At 59.0% G+C, this 20,255-nt stretch carries 18 protein-coding genes; 8 read left to right on the top strand and 10 right to left on the bottom strand.

Annotation, left to right across the window (positions count from 1 at the left end; translation table 11 throughout):
• Nucleotides 1-23 precede the first annotated feature (23 nt).
• Entirely contained in the window at nt 24-2,264 is a 2,241-nt protein-coding gene (locus CR159_RS08810) for a putative bifunctional diguanylate cyclase/phosphodiesterase (protein ID WP_102073646.1), read from the bottom strand.
• Nucleotides 2,265-2,270: 6 nt separating this feature from the next.
• A complete protein-coding gene (locus CR159_RS08805) occupies nt 2,271-3,101 on the bottom strand; it encodes a PstS family phosphate ABC transporter substrate-binding protein (protein WP_102073645.1) in 831 nt (276 codons plus the stop codon).
• 411 nt (nt 3,102-3,512) lie between these two features.
• Between CR159_RS08805 and nirB the strand changes: the two genes are divergently transcribed.
• Genes nirB through CR159_RS08785 form a run of 4 tightly spaced genes read left to right on the top strand, consistent with a single transcriptional unit; the run spans nt 3,513 to nt 8,586 of the window.
• On the top strand, nt 3,513-6,068 hold the full coding sequence (nirB, locus tag CR159_RS08800; protein WP_199173276.1) for a nitrite reductase large subunit NirB: 2,556 nt from the start codon (nt 3,513-3,515) through the stop codon (nt 6,066-6,068).
• Nucleotides 6,068-6,418, top strand: a complete 351-nt coding sequence (gene nirD, locus CR159_RS08795; RefSeq protein ID WP_102073644.1) for a nitrite reductase small subunit NirD — start codon at nt 6,068-6,070, stop codon at nt 6,416-6,418. The genes nirB and nirD overlap by 1 nt, the downstream gene beginning before the upstream one ends.
• A 55-nt stretch (nt 6,419-6,473) precedes the next feature.
• Nucleotides 6,474-7,286, top strand: coding sequence for a formate/nitrite transporter family protein (locus CR159_RS08790; protein ID WP_102073643.1), 813 nt, complete (start codon nt 6,474-6,476; stop codon nt 7,284-7,286).
• A 37-nt stretch (nt 7,287-7,323) separates the two neighbouring features.
• Complete coding sequence (locus tag CR159_RS08785; RefSeq protein ID WP_102073642.1) at nt 7,324-8,586, top strand: nitrate- and nitrite sensing domain-containing protein; 1,263 nt, start codon at nt 7,324-7,326, stop codon at nt 8,584-8,586.
• On the opposite strand, the gene eutC is transcribed toward CR159_RS08785, so the two are convergent.
• From eutC to ampC, 3 genes are read right to left on the bottom strand one after another with little or no spacing between them, the layout of a single operon-like run.
• Nucleotides 8,556-9,374, bottom strand: coding sequence for an ethanolamine ammonia-lyase subunit EutC (gene eutC / locus CR159_RS08780; RefSeq protein WP_102073641.1), 819 nt, complete (start codon nt 9,372-9,374; stop codon nt 8,556-8,558). The two genes, CR159_RS08785 and eutC, sit on opposite strands and share 31 nt — an antisense overlap.
• A gap of 11 nt (nt 9,375-9,385) precedes the next feature.
• A complete protein-coding gene (locus CR159_RS08775; protein ID WP_102073640.1) occupies nt 9,386-10,780 on the bottom strand; it encodes an ethanolamine ammonia-lyase subunit EutB in 1,395 nt (464 codons plus the stop codon).
• Between the two features lie 31 nt (nt 10,781-10,811).
• Entirely contained in the window at nt 10,812-11,927 is a 1,116-nt protein-coding gene (ampC, locus tag CR159_RS08770) for a class C beta-lactamase (RefSeq protein WP_102073801.1), read from the bottom strand.
• A gap of 84 nt (nt 11,928-12,011) precedes the next feature.
• Here ampC and CR159_RS08765 point away from each other — a divergent pair, with 84 nt between their 5' ends.
• Together CR159_RS08765 and CR159_RS08760 are read left to right on the top strand one after the other, a co-directional pair.
• Entirely contained in the window at nt 12,012-12,440 is a 429-nt protein-coding gene (locus tag CR159_RS08765) for a VOC family protein (protein ID WP_102073639.1), read from the top strand.
• 422 nt (nt 12,441-12,862) lie between these two features.
• A complete protein-coding gene (locus CR159_RS08760) occupies nt 12,863-13,588 on the top strand; it encodes a lytic transglycosylase domain-containing protein (RefSeq protein WP_102073638.1) in 726 nt (241 codons plus the stop codon).
• A gap of 29 nt (nt 13,589-13,617) precedes the next feature.
• On the opposite strand, the gene CR159_RS08755 is transcribed toward CR159_RS08760, so the two are convergent.
• On the bottom strand, nt 13,618-14,733 hold the full coding sequence (locus tag CR159_RS08755) for a PLP-dependent cysteine synthase family protein (protein ID WP_102073800.1): 1,116 nt from the start codon (nt 14,731-14,733) through the stop codon (nt 13,618-13,620).
• 100 nt (nt 14,734-14,833) lie between these two features.
• The gene (locus CR159_RS08750; protein ID WP_199173275.1) at nt 14,834-16,528 is read right to left on the bottom strand and encodes a thiamine pyrophosphate-binding protein; all 1,695 of its coding nucleotides are present in this window, start codon (nt 16,526-16,528) and stop codon (nt 14,834-14,836) included.
• Between the two features lie 220 nt (nt 16,529-16,748).
• Here CR159_RS08750 and CR159_RS08745 point away from each other — a divergent pair, with 220 nt between their 5' ends.
• Nucleotides 16,749-17,453, top strand: a complete 705-nt coding sequence (locus CR159_RS08745; RefSeq protein ID WP_102073799.1) for a GntR family transcriptional regulator — start codon at nt 16,749-16,751, stop codon at nt 17,451-17,453.
• 127 nt (nt 17,454-17,580) lie between these two features.
• Entirely contained in the window at nt 17,581-17,934 is a 354-nt protein-coding gene (locus tag CR159_RS08740) for a DUF1428 domain-containing protein (protein ID WP_102073636.1), read from the top strand.
• 69 nt (nt 17,935-18,003) lie between these two features.
• On the opposite strand, the gene CR159_RS08735 is transcribed toward CR159_RS08740, so the two are convergent.
• From CR159_RS08735 to CR159_RS08725, 3 genes are all read right to left on the bottom strand, one after another.
• Nucleotides 18,004-19,356 (bottom strand): type II toxin-antitoxin system HipA family toxin, encoded by a 1,353-nt coding sequence (locus CR159_RS08735; protein ID WP_102073635.1) that lies wholly within the window; start codon nt 19,354-19,356, stop codon nt 18,004-18,006.
• A gap of 4 nt (nt 19,357-19,360) precedes the next feature.
• Entirely contained in the window at nt 19,361-19,621 is a 261-nt protein-coding gene (locus CR159_RS08730) for a helix-turn-helix domain-containing protein (RefSeq protein ID WP_102073634.1), read from the bottom strand.
• 173 nt (nt 19,622-19,794) lie between these two features.
• Nucleotides 19,795-20,166, bottom strand: a complete 372-nt coding sequence (locus CR159_RS08725) for a LysR substrate-binding domain-containing protein (RefSeq protein WP_102073633.1) — start codon at nt 20,164-20,166, stop codon at nt 19,795-19,797.
• Nucleotides 20,167-20,255: the final 89 nt, after the last annotated feature.

Below are 20,255 nucleotides of genomic sequence, written 5' to 3'. Positions count from 1 at the left end.
GCGTCACCTGTCGGAAAATGCAATTACTGGAGCTTGTCCTGGCTTTGGCATGCGGCCACCTGGCCGCCCCCGAAATTATCGAGGAACGCTTCGAACGCAGGCACGCTTAGCGGCCTGCTCAGCAAATAGCCCTGGATCTCATCGCAGCCCATTTCGGCAAGCAGGCCATATTGCTCGGGCGTTTCCACCCCCTCTGCAATGACTCGTATATCGAGCGCCTGGCCGAGATCAATAATAGTCTTTATGACCTTGTAGGCGGTCGTGTTCTTACGAATATCCACAACAAATGACCGATCGATTTTCAACTCGGTGATGGGAAAGCGGCGCAGGTAGCTCAGTGATGAAAACCCCGTACCGAAGTCATCCAGCGCCACCCTTACGCCCTGCTGGGTCAAGGCCCTGATCATTGCTTCGTTTCGATCGGCGCCGTCCATCAAGAGGCTTTCCGTGACTTCGATCTGAAGCAACCCGGGCGGCAGGCCTGCGGTATCAAGCAAGGCCATCACTTCATCGACCCAATCGGGCTGCTTGAACTGACGCGCGGACACGTTGACCGATACGACCATGGGCCGCCCCGCATCCATCCACACCTTGGCCTGCGCTATCGCCGTTTCGAGTACCCAGCTGCCCACCTGGCAGATATCACCAGACTCTTCCAGTGCGCTGATAAAGTTCGAAGGCATGACACAGCCGAGTTGGGGGCTATCCCATCTGAGCAATGCCTCGACGCCCACGATGCGCCTGGTTTTCAAATCAAGCTTGGGTTGATATTCCAGATAGTACTCGTCGTTGTCCAGCGCCGTGTGCAAGGCGTTTTCCATGTAGAGGACATCAAGCGCCCGCGCACTCATTGCAGAGATGTAGTACTGAAAGTTATTCCGCCCGCAACTCTTGGCGTGATACATCGCCGTGTCCGCGTTCTTCAGCAGAACACCTATGCTCTCACCGTCACGCGGAAATACCGTAATACCGATGCTTGTCGAGATCCGCAGGGTATTTCCGTGCAGCTCGAATGGTGTCGACAGCGCCTTGATGATTTTCTTTGCCACGATCGCCGCACTTTCGGCAGAAGGCAAATCGGTCAGCACCGCGGTAAACTCGTCGCCCCCCATGCGGCTGACCATATCGTGATCGCGCACGCATGCCTGCAAGCGCTTGGCGACCAGCACCAGCAACTCATCGCCTATGGCGTGCCCCAGGCTGTCATTGACAGTCTTGAACTTGTCCAGATCCATAAAAAGCACGGCCACCCGGCGGTTCAGGACATGGCCCTCCTGCATGGCCCGACGCAGGCTTTCCTGGAAAAATGACCGGTTCGGCAGACCGGTCAACTCATCATGGAAGGCGATATGGTGCAGGCGGTTCTGGGCCTTCCTGCGATCGGTCACGTCATGAAAGACCATCACCGCGCCGATGATGGCCCCGTCGCTCACCCGTATGGGAGCAGCAGAGTCCTCGATATGGAATTCCTCGCCGTCGCCCCGGCGAACCAATATGGTGTGGTTTTCCATTGCGACGACCGTGTTGGTGTCCAGGCATTCCTTGATGGGGTTGACCGAGGGTTCACGTGTCTTCTCGTTGAATATCTTGAACACCTCATCCATGTGCCTGGAGCGGGCTTCCAATGTCGTCCAGCCAGTCAGTTTTTCGGCGACTGGATTCAGATACTCGATGCGCATGTTTACATCGGTCGTGATCACCGCGTCGCCGATAGACTGCAGCGTGATAAGGGCTTTCTCCTTTTCCTGCCGCAAATCGTTGAAGGCCTTGCGCAGTGTTCGCAACGGCAGTCCGTAGGTCCCGAGAAAAAGCAGGATGGCCACCACGAGGCTGATTGCAGCTATCCCCATGCCATGAACGAGCGGCTCGCGAAACGATCGCGCAATATCGATACGCCCTACCGGCCTTCCCGCATCAAACAGCAGGCGGGTCGATCGTATCAGCGGTGCATGAACGACCCGCCTGCTTTCCGCAACGATGGTGCCGTCTATATCGAAGACCGTACGCGACTCCGCCGCGCCGACGCTACCGCTGCGGAACGACAGGAGCTCGATAAGCCGCAGTTGCTCGAACCTCCATAACTCCGGATTGTTATTGATCAGTTCGCTGACGGCCAGCGCATTGACATGCGTTTCCACCGACACCACGGCTTTCTCGTGCTGATATCTCAACGCAATATAGGTGATAGGGGGCAGGACAAATACCAGGAATGCCACTACAGCAGCAAAAACGGTAAGCAGTTTGAGTTTGCGTGGATGAAACATACCCGCTCAGTCTATCTTGTGGCCGGTGGCGCGCAGTATTTCGCCACCTTGAGGGGAAAAAACGAACTGCAGGAACCTCCTGGCGGCGTCTGAGGGCTGGCGGGGCGTAAACATATATAGGTCTCTGACAAGGGGGTAGCTGCCCTTTGCCAACGAATCGCGGGATGGAAGCGTTCCATTCATCGGGTGCACCGTAACGTGACGGCCTTCAGACAATATGACCGCCAACGTGGACGTGGCGAACGCACCCGGGGTTGTCTCCACCTGGTCGGCGGATTCGATATCCGTCACCGCCATGATCATGCCTTCGCGTGCATGGGCTGCGGCCACAGCGTGCTCGACCTCGGGAGAAATACGGCCAAGCTGCCTGGTATCGGCATCACTAAGCGGCCTCAGCACCAGCCGTAGCGGCTCTCCATCGGGCCAGGCGGCAAATTGATCGGTAAAGATTTCAGCGATTCTTTCCGGGGTGAGGGGCAAGGGCGCCGTATCGGGGTGGCTGACGAAGATGAAAGCAGTCGTCCCATACTTGCGTGCCACCAGTCCGCCTTCTTCTTCGGCGGAAGTGATGTTGCGCGAGGTCACCGCTATATCGAGCCGCCCGCTACGCAAGGCCATTACGCCGCCCGTCGTCCCCAAGCTGTCGAATACCCTGACCGCATGTTGTGACTGGACCTGTTCGAACGCTTTTCCGAGCAAGCGCATCGTCCCTACCGCCGCACCGGTGCCCCCTATGCTGACCGTTGCCGCTGTGGCATGGGCGGAAGCGATGACGGCCAGACAGAAGAGCAATAAGGCGGTACACCATCGCCTCCGGCACCCACTTATTCGCTGCATTGTTTTGTCCCCTTTCTCATTCTTATATATGTATTCGCCCGCGAAAGGGCGCCCGCCAGAGTATCTTCAAATGTGCCCGCAAGCAACCTAATCCATACCTGCGACGCCGATCTGGCGCCGGAAAACCGGAGCCCGCCGGCTCGGCACATCACAGGCGCTTGACCCAAAAGGATGCGGCAAACGACGATTGTGCACCGCAATGAAGCATCCCGGCCTTCTCCCGGTAACGTCCTTCCCGCCCTGCAACGTCTCTTGCTACGCAGTGGCCACGGAAGACGGCTCCCATTTCTGGCACGTGAATTGCGTAGACCCTAGTACCGGATCAGTGAAGACCCGGTACGACAATTTGTGTACGACAGGCAATGGCGCCCGCGACCGCAAGGTTCCGGGCGCTTTTTTGAGGATATCCCAATGAACGCAGTGACCGCATCCAACCCGTTGCAAACCCTGATTGTGATCGGGAACGGCATGGTAGGCCACCATTGCGTAGAGCAATTGGTAGCAAGAGGCGCCCTTGAACGCTATCGCATACACGTCTTCGGCGAAGAGTCCCGACGTGCGTATGATCGCGTGCATCTTTCCGAATACCTGGGCGGCCGCGACGCGGAATCGATGGCGTTAAGCGACGCCGCCTTCTACCGGCAGGAAGGCTTGACCCTGCATTTGAACGCCGTAGTAACCGGGGTGGACCGCCATCGGCGGCAAGTGATCACCGCGGAAGGCAGCTTTAGCTACGACAGCTTGGTGTTTGCCACGGGATCGTACCCCTTTGTGCCGCCCGTGGCCGGTGCCGAAGGAAATTCACGGCTGGTGTACCGCACGATCGACGACCTGGACCTTATTCGCAATGCCGCACAAGGCGCGCGCCGCGGCGTTGTAGTCGGAGGAGGCCTGCTGGGCCTGGAGGCTGCCAACGCGCTGAAGTCGCTGGATCTCGAGGCGCATGTCGTCGAGTTTGCTCCGCGTCTTATGCCTGTACAGCTCGATGAAATGGGTGGCGCATCGCTCAAGTCCCGCATCGAAAGCCTAGGTGTCGGCGTGCACCTGTCCCGGGCCACGCAGGAAATCAAATCCGGCAGAAAGCACCGCTATCAGATGCTCTTCGCCGACAAGACGGCACTGGAAACCGACCTCATCGTCTTCTCGGCCGGAATCCGTCCCCGCGACGGCTTGGCGAAAAAGAGCGGACTTGCGATCGGAGAGCGCGGCGGGATCATCGTCGACGAGCGCTGCCGAACCAGCGATGCGCATATCTACGCAATTGGCGAATGCGCCGTGTGGAACGGCAACATCTTTGGTCTCGTCGCGCCAGGGTATCAAATGGCCCGCATCGTCACCGGCGAGCTCTGTGGCGAATTGGTAGAGCCCTTTGCCGGCGCCGACATGTCGACCAAACTGAAATTGCTGGGCGTGGATGTCGGATCCATCGGCGATGCGCACGGTGCAACGCCTGGCGCGCGCAGCTATCGCTATATCGATGAAGCCACGTCCAGCTATCGACGCCTGGTGATCTCGCAGGACGGAAAACGTGTGCTGGGCGCCGTCCTCATCGGCGACAACAGCTACTACGATACCTTGCTGCAATACGTGCAAAATACCATTGCTCCACCCATGGATCCGGCCAGTCTCATACTGCCGGCGGGCCAGGCCGCGCCGCTGCTGGGCATAGACGTATTGCCGGCCACAGCCACCATCTGTTCGTGCCACAACGTCAGCAAGGGCGCCATCTGTTGCGCCATTGATGAAGGGTGCACCGATGTCGCCGGCGTCAAGGCCTGCACCAAGGCGGGAACTGGCTGCGGAGGCTGTGCCGGCCTGCTGAAGCAGGTGGTCGAGCATGAGCTGGCCTGCCGGGGCGTGGCCGTCGACAAAAGTCTTTGCGAGCACTTCGCCTACACCCGCCAGGAGCTTTACGCCTTTACCCGCGTCGAAGGCATTGAAACGTTCGAGGAAATGCTGGCCCGCCATGGCCGCGGGAAGATGGGCTGCGACATCTGCAAGCCTGTTGTGGGATCCATCCTGGCCTCGTGCTGGAACCGGCCGATCCAGGACCCGAAGCTGGTTCCGCTGCAAGATACCAACGACACCTTCATGGCGAATATGCAGAAAAACGGCACCTACTCGATAGTGCCCCGGATTCCGGCGGGCGAGATCACGCCCGAGGGTCTCATCGCCATTGGGGCGGTGGCAAAAAAATACGAACTCTATACCAAGATCACAGGCGGACAACGCATAGACCTGTTCGGCGCCGAACTCCACCAGCTGCCGGATATCTGGGCCGAGCTGATCGCCGCCGGGTTCGAGACAGGCCACGCCTATGGCAAGTCGACTCGCACGGTGAAGTCCTGCGTAGGCAGCACCTGGTGCCGCTATGGCGTGCAAGACAGCGTGAAGATGGCCCTGGACATCGAACATCGCTACAAGGGCCTGCGCGCCCCGCATAAGCTCAAGTTTGCGGTCTCGGGCTGCACCCGCGAATGTGCCGAGGCGCAAAGCAAAGACATCGGCGTAATCGCCACCGAAAACGGCTGGAACCTTTATGTCTGCGGCAACGGAGGCATGCGTCCCCGTCATGCCGAGTTGTTTGCCACCGACCTGGACGACGCCACCCTGATCCGCTACATCGACCGCTTGCTGATGCTGTATATCCGTACCGCCGACAAACTGCAGCGCACGTCGGTCTGGCGCGAATCGCTGGAAGGCGGCCTGGACTACCTGAAGGCGGTGGTGATCGACGACAGCCTGGACCTGGGCGCTGAACTCGAGGCGCAGATGCAGCTGGTGGTAGATAGATATGAGTGCGAGTGGGCCAACACCATCGGCGATCCGGAAAAGCTTAAACGCTTCCGCACCTTCGTGAATGAAAGCGGCGGTGATCCGGATATCCATTTTGTCGAAGAGCGCGGCCAGCGACGCCCGGCCCCGCCTCGCGCCCGTGTAATTCCTATCGTTGAGGAGATAGCGTGATGCGTACTCAATCACACAGCCAGCCCGTCTGGCGCCCAGTTTGCACCCGCGCCGACCTGGTGGCCAATTCCGGTGGCGTCGCTTTGGTCGACGGCATACAGGTCGCCCTGTTTTTTGTACCGGACGCCGGGGAGCAAACGCTGTATGCCATCGAAAACCACGATCCCAAATCAGGCGCAAATGTCATTGGACGAGGCATTGTGGGACACATCGGCGGTGACCTGGTTGTCGCATCACCGATCTACAAACAGCACTTCAGGCTGATCGACGGCCTTTGCCTCGAATACCCGGAGCATCGACTGCAAACCTGGAAAGCCCGCTTCAACGGCGATTCGGTGGAGCTGGCCTAGGGCTCCCTGGCACCGCAACGGTCACTCTCTATTTCATCCGATCAAGGAACACATCATGTCTTATTTAATCCCGTCGGAATTCGTCACCAAAATGGTGGATGCCGGCGAATCAAAAATCTTCATGGCCACGCGCGACGCCCTCATCAGGGCCTATATGGCAGGAGCCATCCTGGCTATTGCGGCAGTGTTCGCGGTTACCGTCAGCGTGCAAACCGGCTCGCCCATCCTTGGCGCGGCACTGTTTCCCGTGGGCTTTTGCATTCTCTACCTGATGGGCTTCGACCTACTTACCGGTGTTTTCGTGTTGACCCCGCTCGCGCTGTTTGATCGCCGCCTCGGCGTCACCGGAGGCGCCATCCTGAAACACTGGGGTATCATTTTCCTGGGAAATTTCCTGGGAGCGCTCACGGTTGCCTTCCTCATGGCCATAGTCTTTACCTACGGATTCTCGGTTCCGCCTAACGATGTCGGACAGGTCATTGCCCATATTGGCGAGGACCGGACGTTGGGATACAAGGAATACGGCGCCGCAGGCATGCTCACCATTTTCATCCGGGCCGTGCTATGCAACTGGATGGTGTCCCTGGGCGTCGTCGGCGCAATGATTTCCACCTCGGTCAGTGGCAAGGTCATCGCCATGTGGATGCCGGTGATGCTGTTCTTCGCCATGGGTTTCGAGCATTCCATCGTCAATATGTTTCTTTTCCCCTCTGCGCTTATCATGGGCGGCAATTTTTCGGTCATGGATTACCTGATATGGAACGAGATCCCGGTGGTGCTGGGCAACCTGGTCGGCGGGATATCGCTGACAGGCCTGACCTTGTACACGACACATCTCAGGACGGGCCCCAAGCGCAGCTTCAACTGATAGGGCGACAGGGACGCGCCTTCAAGGACACACTGACATGAGCAACAACTACGTTCCTCCGACACTGCGTTTCTTGCTGGCCGCCCGTCGCTGCGAACTGCATGCGCTGGAATCGCTGGCGGGCACGTGCGAACTCGTGGTTCTGGCCGGCAAGCTGGTCCATGCCCTGCAGAAGGAGCGAGGCTGGTCCAATCTGTATTTATGCAGCGAGGATGACGATGGGCTGCCGACGCTTGCTGAACTAGGCCGGCACGCGGCGGACGCCGAGCACGAGATGCGCCGGTACCTGGATGACCTGGACGCCGGGTCTGGGCCGGCCAGCGACAAGGCGCATTTCTTCAACTGCGTGGCGTCGGCTCTCCATAGACTGGAGGCCCTGCCCGGCCTGCGACGGGGTATCCGTGATCGGCGCACATCCGCACAAGAGGCAGAGTCGACGTTTACCGACCTGATCGCCAGTTTGCTCGCCATGGTTTTCGAGGCAGCCGATTCCGCGCTCGATCCCGATGTAACGCGCATTCTCGTTGCCTTGCTCAACTTCATACAAGGCAAAGAGCTCAGCGGGCAGGAGCGTGCCTATGGGGTGGTGGGCTTCCAGGCCGGCTACTTCACCGAAGTCCAAAAAGCACGCATGGCGGCGTTGGTGGCCGCTCGAAACCGCAGCGTCGATGTATTCACACAGTTTGCACCGCCAGCAGCCTTGCAGTGCTGGGAAGGGCTGGATCAGCAATCGCAAGACGTGCAGCGTATGCAGGCCATGCTTGATAACACGTCGGAATCGCAGCGTGTGGGGGTCGCGCTGACAGAAGTCTGGCTGGACCTCTGCACACAGCGTATTGACGGCATGCGCAATGTGGAAAATCTGCTGGCCAAGGCCCTGGCACAACAATGCGAGAAACGCATTGCGGAAACACGTAAAGAATTGGGCGACCGCAGCCTGCTGCTACGTCGTTTCACGGACCGTGCGAGCGGCAAGGAACCCAGCATGGTGTTCCGTGTACAAGGCCGCATTGCCGATATTCCTCCGCAAGACGGTATTGGCCGTGACATGGATCGCTCTATCGTGGACATACTCCGCGAACAAACTTTGCGCATGCAGGACGCCGCCGATGCGCTGACTAGCGTCCGGCGTTCTCTTGACGAGCGAAAGCAGATCGAAAAGGCCAAGTGGCTGCTCGTGAGCCGCTATCATCTTAGCGAGCAACAGGCCCATGAGCGCATGCAACGCGTAGCCATGGACGGGGGCTTGTCGCTGGGCGATATCGCTGGTCAGTTGCTCAACGAATCACGAGAAGACTGAGGCAAATCAGACGTCAGCTCAGTGACATCGCTGCCGTCTTTCAAGGCAATCCCCGTCAGTTGCAGCCGACGCGCCTCAGTGCAAAGCCACCATAGCCGCCGGGCGGCTTCACGGTATGCAAGCCCTTCCGGCCTCACATTAGATATGCAATTGCGCTGCGCATCGGTACAACCGCGATGAGGTCCCCAGGTCAGATACATGCCCAGGCTGTCCGGAGAGCTGAGCCCTGGACGCTCGCCGATAAGCATCACACTCATGCGGGCCCCTAGAATTTCGCCGATTTCATCGCCCAGGGCAACGCGGGCCTGGGTGGCGATCACCACCGGACCGAGCACCCAATCCGCTGGGGCGCGGCCCACAATTTCCGAAACCAGCGGCCGGGCATGGCGCGAAATGGCGGTCGAAGACAGGCCGTCGGCGACGATAAGCAGGAGATCGCACGCCACATCATCCTGCCGCCCGCCCCGCCCACCAGCATAGTCGCGCAAGACCATTGCACTGTCCGGCGCCAACTGGCGACCCAGGTCCGGGCGAGCGAGGTACGTGGCCCGGTCGGGTGCGGCGCTCTGGACACCCACAGCAGTCAAACCGTCCCGTTCAAGTGCTGCGCGCATTGCATCCACGTCGAGCGCCGTGTGTACCGCAACGCGTGCCTGCGCATGGGCGTAGCCGAAGCGCAGCACCTCCGCCGTAGGAATGCTGTTTCCCGCACGTCCCAAGGCAAGGCGTGCTCGCGTGTACTGTTGCAGGTCCGTCCAGGGATCTTCGTCAACAGGCGTATTGGACATGATGTACCTTTTCAGGAGCCGAAGCGGAGCCGGCGCAATGCACCCAGGGCCGGATGCGAGGGCGCCAGAGGCAAAGCGCTGCCCGCCGAATCGATCAATTGCATGCGCAGCAGCCAATCCTCGAATTCCGGCGCGCGTTTCAAGCCCAGCACAGAGCGCAGGTAAAGGCCGTCGTGAAAAGATGTGCTCTGGTAGTTGAGCATGACGTCGTCCGCCCCCGGCACACCCATGATGAAGGTCACGCCCGCCACGCCGAGCACGGTCAGCAGGGTATCCATATCATCCTGGTCCGCCTCGGCGTGGTTCGTATAGCAAATGTCGCAACCCAGCGGAAGGCCCAGCAATTTGCCGCAGAAATGGTCTTCCAGCGCCGCCCGCGTAATCTGCTTGCCATCGTAAAGGTATTCGGGTCCGATAAAGCCGACCACTGTGTTGGACAGCAGCGGCTTGAACTCCCTTGCCACCGCATACGCCCGTGCCTCGCAGGTTTGCTGGTCCACGCCGTGGTGCGCGCTGGCGGAAAGCGCACTGCCCTGGCCCGTTTCAAAATACATGACGTTCTCACCCACTGTGCCGCGGCGTAGCGACAACGCGGCGTCGCGCGCTTCGCGCAGTATGCCCAGATTGATCCCAAAGCCCGCATTGGCAGCCTGCGTGCCCGCGACGGACTGGAACACGATGTCCACGGGCATCCCCTGTTCCATCACCCGCAGGGTATTGGTCACGTGCGTCAGCACACAGGACTGGGTCGGAATATCAAGCCGGGAAATGACATCATCCAGCATGCACACCAGCCGGCCAAGAGCCGGAATACTATCCGTCGCAGGGTTGATGCCTATCACCGCATCTCCCGCGCCGTAAAGCAGGCCGTCAACCATCGAGGCGGCAATCCCCTGCATATCGTCAGTGGGATGGTTGGGTTGCAGGCGCACGGCGACGCGGCCCGGGAGTCCCAGCGTGTTGCGAAAGCGCGTGATGACACGGCACTTGCGTGCGGCAAGGATCAAGTCTTGGTTGCGCATGAGCTTGCTGACCGCGGCCGCCATTTCCGGCGTTATTCCGGTCGTCAATTGCTTCAATGATGTCTCGTTCGCCAGATCCGACAGCAGCCAGTCGCGAAAAGCGCCGACGGTAAGATGAGCGACCGCCGCAAAGGCCACGGAATCATGGTTATCGAGAATGAGACGGGTGACCTCATCGGCCTCGTACGGGATCAGCGCCTCGTCAAGGAAACGCGCCAGCGGCACGTCGGCCAGGCACATGCGCGCGGCCATGCGTTCTACCGCATTGCCTGCGGCAATGCCCGCGAGTTCGTCCCCGGACCTTTGGGGGCTCGCCTTGGCCATGAGTTCCCGCAGGTCCGCGAAGGCCCACGTATGGCTATCGATGGTGTGCTGGTATGCCATGCCTGGAGCTCCAGTGCTGACCTGGGCAGCGTTAGAAAGGCGTGAGTTGCTCCATGATCGCATATGCCGCGCGGATCCGGGCCGGTATCGGAAAATTCCTGTTCGCCAGCATCACGATGCCTATTTGTTTCTGTGGAATGAAGGCCACGTAGGCGCCAAAGCCGTTCGTGGAACCGGTCTTGTTGAACAAGGTTAGCCCCGACGACAATTCCGGCGGGACCAGCGGTGTCGCGATCCTGGGCTCCAAAGCCATGCCGCGCGAATTTCCCTCCAACAGTCGGTCCAGAGTGATTGGGTGTCGATAGTGCTCCCATCCCAGTCCCTGCACCATATCGCCGACCGTGAAGTAACCCTGATGGGTGTCCTTGATGGCACGCCGCCAGGGTGCCTTTAGCGGACTTGGATCGATATTGGCCTGCACATAGCGAATCATGTCGGCGGTCGACGACTTCACACCATACGCTTGCGCGTCCAACGGGCCTCGATTCACACGTATGGGATTATTCGCCTGGTCGTATCCCCATGCGTAATCTGCCATCGCTTCTTGCGGCACGCGGACATAGCTGCTGTTCAAACCCAATTCGGGAAAGAGCCGCGTTTCAATGGCCTCGGCAAAATCGCCGTCCAGGGCAAGCGCCGCAATATGCCCAAGCAAGCCTATGCTTGGATTGGAATACCGACGAAACTTGCCGGGCTCGGCATCTGGAGCCCACGCCTGAAAGTAGCTGGTGGTCTGAGCCTCATCCATGATGTCATCGGGAAATTGCAGCGGCAGTCCGCCCGCCGTATAGGTTCCGAGATGAAGCAGCTTGGCGCGGTCGATCGCACTTCCCTTAAGCCGGGGCATGAATTTACCCGGGTGGTCGGCCAGCGACAGTTTCCCCGACACCTGGGCGTATGCAGCCAGCAGTCCTGTGAACGTCTTGCTGATGGACCCGAGCTCGAACAGCGTTCGCTCGGTCACCGGTACATTGCCCTGTTTCGACGCGAGGCCGTAGTTGAAATAGAAGGCCTGGCCGTCGATGGTAAGTGCAACGGCCATGCCGGGCACGTCATGCTCTGCCATAACCGGACGAATGGCGGTTTCGACGATGCCGCGAATGCGCGCCGCATCATCGCCAGCCCAACTCGCAGCGCTGGCAGCCATACCGACGAAAGCGGCAAAGCAGAGTTTTGGCAAGATCGTCAAATTGATTTATCCTTTTCCAGCCTTTGCTAACAGGAGAGCGCCATGGAAATCCAGGAATTGCATCGCGGTCGCTTGATCGACCATATCCAGCTTATCGTACGCGATCTGGCGGCGAGCCAGAAATTTTATAGCGCTGTCCTTGACGTCCTGAACATCCCTATCGGTGGAACCGGTGATGGCTACTTCTGGGCCGATGAACTGGTCATCTCGACCGCGGATAGCCCGGCCGCCACCGGCCAATTGACCGGGCGCCATCACTTGGCGTTCCAGGCGCAAGACCGGGCAATGGTCGATGCGTTCTATAAGGCCGCACTTGATCATGGTGGCAAGGGTAACGGCGCACCCGGCCTGCGTGAATACCATCCCGACTATTACGCGGCCTTCGTACTGGATCCCGATGGCAATAATATCGAGGCGGTCTACCACGGCAAGGCCAATCGCAGTGCCGCCTCCGTGAAAGTGACCTTCTAAAGCGCCATTCGGACAACCGCCATAAAAGGTAAAGCGCTTGGCCCATAGCGCCAAAACGTAAAACTATCCTACCGTACGCCTATCCGGAAGCTCCTGCTTGTTGCAGTGGAAACCTGCAATTCCCAGGGCCACCGGTGCTTGCGCGACCTCCAAACGGGAAATTCGATCCTGTTGCTATTCAGTAGGTCTTTTACATTTGGTAAGTGCAGCATGGGAGAGTCAATGATATGGTCCCCAACACAAAACGCGGCCTCGACCGGCGCGGAACATCAATAAATCAGACCGCAACACAGCCATTGATTGAGTTTTCCCCTTTCAAGGGACTCGATCGCCGCCAGTGCCAGAACTCCTCGATAACGGCCAGCCTGAAAGGCCGTAGGCCAGCTCTGCGTACTTGGTCGGGCTGTGGCGGCTCAGGACCCATGAACTTCATTAAGCAGCTTGAACAGACTATATCCGCAGCGCAAGCCTTCACTACCCGTAGCGTCCGTCAACTTACCACCACGCTGATTCTGACGGCGGGTGCCCTTGTCCCTCAGGCCGTCGTGGCCGGAGAGCTTTACGGACAGGAATGGCATCCCTTGACCCAGCGGGTCACGTTGCAACTGCAACCACTGGAGCCTGGCAGCTATTCAGCGCCGACTCCGCGCTTCAAATCCCTGGAGCAGGGTCAGTTGCCAGGGCTCGAGAACGAAGCGAAGATACAAGCACAAACCGAGTATCTGGCCGCCAAGTTTGGCAAAAGCGAATCGACGATTCGCGAGTACGTGGAATTGGCCTGGAAAGAAGCAAGCAAGCGCGAAGGGATGTCACCGGAGCTTCTTATTGCCATGATGCAGAAAGAGAGCGCGTTTCGTCCAAAAGTGCAAAGCCGCTATGGCGCCCAAGGTTTGATGCAGGTGGTTCGCCGATGGCACCCCGATAAGCTGCACCCTTCCGAGTCGCTCTTCGATCCCGAAGTGAATATCCGGGTCGGGGCCGACGTACTGGAAGAGTATCTGGAAAAAGCCGATGGCAGCCTGAATAAAGCACTTAAAAAATACTCAGGCAATGCACGCGGCTACGCCACAAGGGTATTGGATGAGTCTTATAAGCTCGCTCGCGTCGCCGCCGAGGCCGCCGGCCAGGTGCTCGCATCGAAAGGCTAGAGCCAAACAGCGCACGATTGCTGTAGCGGCTAATTGTGCGTGAAAACCTTGGTGCTGCGCACGCCTTCGGCCAGATCCCACGGCATGTCATCGCCGTGGTCCGCGCAGGCTGTCAGCGCGGCAAGCGCCGGCGCGATATCCAATTGTCGTGACGTCAACCACGCATCGTCATAGTAGGTTTGCATGTAGCGCTCGCCGCTGTCGCACAGTATCGTCACAATCGAACCGCTTTGGCCCGCTTCGTGCATTTGCCGGGCCAGATGCAGCGCAGCGATAAAGTTGGTGCCGGTAGAGCCGCCGCTGCGCCGCCCCAGGCTGCCGTGCAAATATCGCAAGGCGGCCAAAGAGGCCACGTCGGGCACCTTGACCATGCAGTCGATGACGCTGGGAATGAATGACTTCTCGACCCGGGGGCGCCCGATGCCTTCGATACGCGAACCCTGCTCATGCGATAAGGTGCTGTCGCCGGAGGTATAGGCGTCATAGAACACAGAGTTCTCAGGGTCGGCCACGCAAACCCGGGTTTCATAGCCACGGTAGCGGATGTAGCGCCCTATGGTGGCTGTCGTGCCCCCTGTTCCGCAGCTGCAGACCACCCATGCCGGTATAGGGTGTTTCTCTTGCCGCATCTGGTTAAAAATCGACTCGGCAATATTGTTGTTGCTGCGCCAGTCCGTCGCCCGTTCCGCATACGTGAACTGATCCATGTAATGGCCGCCCAGTTCGCGTGCCAGCCGCTCCGACTCACCGTAGATTTCGTGGGACTTATCCACCAAATGGCAATGTCCGCCATAGAACTCGATGGCGGCAATCTTCTCGACTGACGTGCTCTTTGGTATGACGGCGATGAAAGGCAAGCCGATAAGGCGGGCAAAATAAGCCTCTGACACCGCCGTCGAGCCGGATGACGCTTCGATCACGGTACTGTGCTCGTTCAGCCAGCCATTGCATAGCGCATACAGGAATAATGAACGAGCCAGCCTGTGCTTCAGGCTGCCAGTGGGATGACTGGACTCATCTTTCAGATACAGCTGGATTCCCGGATACGCTGGAAGCGCCACGGGAATGAGGTGGGTGTCGGCCGAACGGTTGAAGTCGGCCTCGATGCTGGATACGGCCTGCTGCACCCACTTCTGCTGTGTCATGTTTTCATTGTCCAAAATATTTGCATGCTTGACGCCACGTGAAGATCAGCGCGGGTAGCCATAGTAACGCCAGCCACAAAATTGCTTCAGCTGAACTCGCCTACCCCATCCATTGGCTGACAGGAACGGCTGTGTCCTGCAGCTCCTGCGAAATCACGTCGACCAGCGCGGGACCGTCATGCGCCAGCGCCGCCTTGATTGCCGCATCCACATCGGCCGGGTCGGAAACCGTCCATGCCTTGACGCCAAACGCCTCGGCCACCTTGGCGTGGTTCGTGCGACTGAAATCAACGGAAAAATAGCGCTGCTCGTAGCCTTCTTGCTGGCTCGCCTTGATCCAGCCGAAAACGCTATTCGAAAACACGATCATCTTCAAGGGAATATTGCGACGTACCAGCGTCTCCAATTCGCCGCAGGTAAAGCCGAAGCTTCCATCGCCCATGACGGAGACAACCACCGAGTCGGGCCGGCCGAACGAAGCTCCGATACCGGCTGCCAGCGAGAAGCCCAGCGCGCCGTGGGCGCGGTTGGTAATGAAGTGACGGCCCGGACGGTTGGAATTAAAGTAGGCGGAAAAATAAGGACAAGGTGTTCCTGGATCCGCGACCACCACGGCATGGTCGGGCAGCAAGCGATTCAAGGCATCGAGCACTCGCTCGGGCTTAATGGGGGTCGACAACTCGGAGGCCAAGCCCAATAAGGCCTTTTGCTTGGCATCGCGTGCGGCCTGTGTGATTGCCCGTCCGTCCGCCACGGCTGCCGGACGTTTCCCAATACGATCCGTTACGGCCTGGTTCAGCAGCGTCAAGGCCAGCAAGGCATCGCCGACCATTGCCACATCGGTTTGATAATTGGTTCCTATCACCATCGGATCCGCATCAATATGCAGGACGGGAATGCTGCGCGATGGAAAGCGCCAGTGTTCCGTCGTCGTGGATCCCGCACGGCAGCCGATAAACAGCACCAGGTCCGCGCCGGCGACCACTGCGCGCGTTGCGTCCGTGCCGCCATTGGCGCCAATCACACCCGCATTCAATGGGTGTGTATCGGCCAAGCTGCCTTTGCCGCTGATGGTCGTGCAAACCGGCGCGTTCAGCGTGGTGGCCAGAATGTCGAGCGCTTCACACGCTCCCGACAGCACCACGCCGCCGCCGCAAATAATGACCGGCGCGCTGGACGCCACCAGTTTCTCGGCCGCTTTTTCGATATCGGCGGCATTCGGAGCGCTACGCATGGCCGGGAAAGTGTCGTGGCCTTCTTGCGCCCATACCGATGCCGCGTCGATCTGCTGCTTCTGCACATCGTAAGGCAGGCATATATGGGCGGCACCCGGCTTGCCGGTGGTCATTGCCCGGAACGCGCCCCGTACTGCATCGGGAATTTCTTCAACGCGATTTACGGTCGTATTCCATTTGGTCAGCGGACGATATAAGGACTGCTGGTCCAGTTCAGTCAAGGGAAACTTGCCGCGCGAGGTAACGGATACGTCAGTCGTGATCCCAAGAACGGCGATTGACGACTCGTTAGCTTCGACCAGGCCGGGCAGCAAATATGTCGCGCCGCCGCCGCTGGGACCTTCACACACGCCGACTTTATTGGTGACGCGTGCATACGCGTCTGCCATGTAGCCCGCACTGCGCTCGTCACGAGCGAGTATGTGGTCAATGCCGTGATCCAGGCGCGCCAGCGCATCGTAGAACGGCAAGCTGGTATCGCCACATAGGCCGAAAATATGCTTTACGCCGTTCAGTTGCAGCATGCGGACCAACGCATCCGCGCCATTTATCTTGCTCATCACATCTCCTCAGGTGCACACCGACAGGCTTGTATTGACTATGACGCTCATCACGCCGCTCGGACTGGACCGGCACGCCAACACTGCCATGATGCATTTAAGTATACATAATAATATACTTAAAGATTCGGGACGCAGCGTCCCGATTCCGGGAAAACGGCGGCACCCCTCCTAAATGCCGTTTAAATTACAGTTCCTTTCGGTATACAGACAGATAAACATGGCAACGTCCAAGCCTACCAAGCCCGATGCAAAGCCCAGCGCCAAGCCCAGCCAGCGCGGCCGGGCCGCGGGTGTATTCGCCGCCCTCAGAAACATGGCCATTTCCTACGAAATGAAGCCTGGCGAGCGCCTGAATGAACTGGAACTCGCGGCGCGTTTCGGCGTCAGTCGCACACCGATACGCGAAGCCCTGAACCGCCTGGCGAGTGAAGGCCTGTTGGTGGAGTCCACCCGAGGCTATATACGCAAGCCGCTGGACATCCAGGAAATGGCCGATCTCTACGAAGCCCGAATGGCAATAGAGCGTGAATGCCTGCGCCTGGCATTCGACCGCGCAACGGAACAGCAGCTGCAGGATATCTCCGAGTTCCTGGCGGCCAGCATGGCGACGCCGGCCACCGCATCAAGCGAGAAGCTGGTCGAACTCGACGAAGGTTTTCATTTGCGCATCGCGGACATGGCGCGCAACGCCGAACTCAAGCGCATACTTAACAGCCTGAACGAACGACTGCGCTTCATCCGCTGGATCGACATGGAGAACGTTGGTCGGGATTCCACCCAGCGCGAGCATTCAGAAATTGTCGAAGCGCTGGTCAAACGCGACCAGGATCGCGCACAGGCCATCCTTGCCCAGCATATTTGCAGCCGGCGCGAGCGCATCGTCGCGTCAATCACGCAAGGCCTTGCCCGCATCTATTTATGATCAAAAACGCCCGCAGCATGGGGCATTGACCATACTCGAGTTCAATCTTATTCTCATGCAGACCGGGTTCTTGCGTTCCAGGATGCCTGCGCCCGGAGCCGTCCCGGCTTCAACCAGGAGAACAATGATGAACTACGTAGAAGGATTCGTTGTAGCGGTACCGGCCGCGAACAAAGAGACGTACCGCAAGCATGCCGAGCAGGCGTCCCATCTGTTCAAGGAGTTCGGCGCCACCCGTTTCGTCGAGTGCTGGGGGGACGATGTGCCCGGGGGCAAGGTGACGGACTTCCGCGGCGCGGTGAAAGCCAAGGACGACGAGGTCGTTGTATTCAGCTGGCTCGAGTATCCATCCAAAGAGGTGCGAGACGCCGCCAACGAGAAGATGATGTCCGACCCCCGTATGAAAGCCATGGGAGAAGAAATGCCCTTCGATGGCAAGCGGATGATATTCGGCGGCTTTGTGCCTATTGTCGACGTCTGAGGCCATTGCGCACATCCTGCTCCACGATCCATGCGGCCGGCCATCGTTTCCGGACTACTTGGCCAAATTCTAGCCAGCGAGCCGATCGGCTGCCGCCTGCAGCCCGCTCAATATGCTGTCGACCAAACCTTCAGGGAATCCATGCGGCAGCTTGGCACGGACTACGCGCAGGACATCCGGTGTTCGGGAGACCAAGTCGTCAACGACAAGTTGCGCCCCACGGCCATCGGCGGTCACAACACCGTAGCGCTCGCCCACGGCCAGCCAGTGCCGGCGCCGGATGTCGCGCATGACCCAGTGTGGGTTCTTGACGCGCACGGCCATGGCCATCTTCGCACGGAAGGGCGACAGCTTCCCTCGCCCTTCCCCGAGAATTGGATAGGCTGACAGCACATCGTACAGCGGCGTGAGCTCGTAGCTGCCACCCGGACGCAGGAACAGGCTGAAATTCTTCGCGTGGCCATCCGGCGCGCACAACATCCAGAACAACACCTGGGACTGGAAGAACGTCCGCCGGTCACGCTCGGACTGCCGGGATGTCTCCAGCAAGCCCATGATGCGATCTACTCCGGGGCCGCCGTCGGCCTCGTATTTCAGGTGTGGCTGCGTGCCGGTGGCCTGGCACATGTCTTCCTGCGGCAGCCGGATAAGCCAAGGCGCCCCATCTTGGTTGTCCCACCACATCCGGTCAAACCGCTCCACCGCGAGCACCTTCATGTCCTCGAATTGCAAAGGCTCGGTGCGCGCAACCGGCAAGCCGTAAGCGCCCAGAACTTGCGAGCACAGCCACTCATTCTCGACCGACTCGCTTAAATCAAGCTTCATGTTGCCAACCAGACCCAGCGGCAGCTTGAAGATGTGGGAGGTTGGAGTCGCGCCCCGCGGCCGGCTCCATTGGCCGTTGAACCGCAACAGCGCTGTCTTTTCCTGCGCACCGGCGATAGAGATGCGAAAGTCATCATCGTCGAGTTCAGGGCCGCCCATTTGTGCCGGCGTCACTACACCACGTAGTAGCTGCGCCACCTCGGCGTCGCTCATAGGCGTTGCCTGTACCGACGTAACGCGTGTTGGCACTGCACCGTCGGGCAGTACTTGCAACGCACCCACACAGTCCCTGCCAACCTCGGCCAGCAAGGTGAACGCATCGGTAGAGCCTGCCCGAAACCGGCGTGCAACACGCTCGCGAATGGCCTTGCTGTCCGGCAACAGGTTCTCGAAGTAGGCACGAACAGCATCGCCGCGATGAGGCCCATTGCCTGGCGTGAAAGGAAGGGACAGCGACAACGGTCGGCCCTGTTCGGAAGCTACCCAGTCGTTGCTGTACTGAAGGGCTTCGCCGGTATGGGGCTGAACGCTCCACGTACCAACGAAGGCGCCATTCATCCAGAGGCCGAGGGCTCGTGTGTGAGAACGTCGACCCATGGGCTTACCATACGGGGCCGGAGGAGTTCTGGCTTGCTGGCGGGTCGCCCACTTGGCGCAAGACGAGCTCTACGCCGAAAATGTTGAGAACCTGTAGCAGGCGATCAGCACTGATTTTGTCTGCATTGCGCTCCAACGCGGAGAGTGTCTGTTGCGTAACACCCAGCCGTAATGCCGTGGCAGCCTGAGTCAAACCGGCCTGCTTTCGAAAGCCCTGGAGCAATGCCGGCAGTTGCTCTGCCGTCCGGACGGGGAAGTCGACCATACAAACCTCAGGCTGTTATTTCGGTTTACAAATGGTACTGCGTAATCTAGACATACGCAATTTGATTTGTAAAACCGCAATACAGCTTAAAACCTGTAATTCGGGAATGGATTCGCAAAGAAGCTCATCGGTGTCAGCATCCTGCAAAGACCATGAAAGCCGACCGCCTGATTTCAATCACGGTCGCAAACAGCCTGCCAGAACATTTCAGCCGCTTGGCTCAATGTCGAGCGATCGCGATAAAGCCGAACTTGCAAGGGAATATGCCACTGCTCCGGGCCGGCAAGCACCAGGCGCCCGGCGTGCAGGTCGTCGGCGACTAAAGATTGCGGCAACCATGCGATACCGCGGCCGCTAAGCACCATGGGCCTGAGTACAGAGGCCAGGTGCGCCGTGAAAACCGTCTGGATAGATAAGCGATCCAGCTCCGGTCCAAGAATTTGATGCAGGATCCGGCCTATACCCGATTCAGCGCTGTAATCAAGCAGTTGTATGGCACCAGAGCCGCGGTGTTTGTCAACAATGATGTCCGCTTTTTCATGCAACGAGCTTCATGGTTTCCGGTAGTTCTTTATTGACCTTATCCGGGTTGAGCCAGACCTGGTCTATGCGCTTCCAGTTGCGCACGGTACGA

The sequence above is a fragment of the Pollutimonas subterranea genome, assembly GCF_002849655.1.
GTDB classification, from domain to species: domain Bacteria; phylum Pseudomonadota; class Gammaproteobacteria; order Burkholderiales; family Burkholderiaceae_B; genus Pollutimonas; species Pollutimonas subterranea.
Note: the sequence above shows the minus strand (reverse complement) of the source record. Positions and strands in the feature narration are given on the sequence as shown.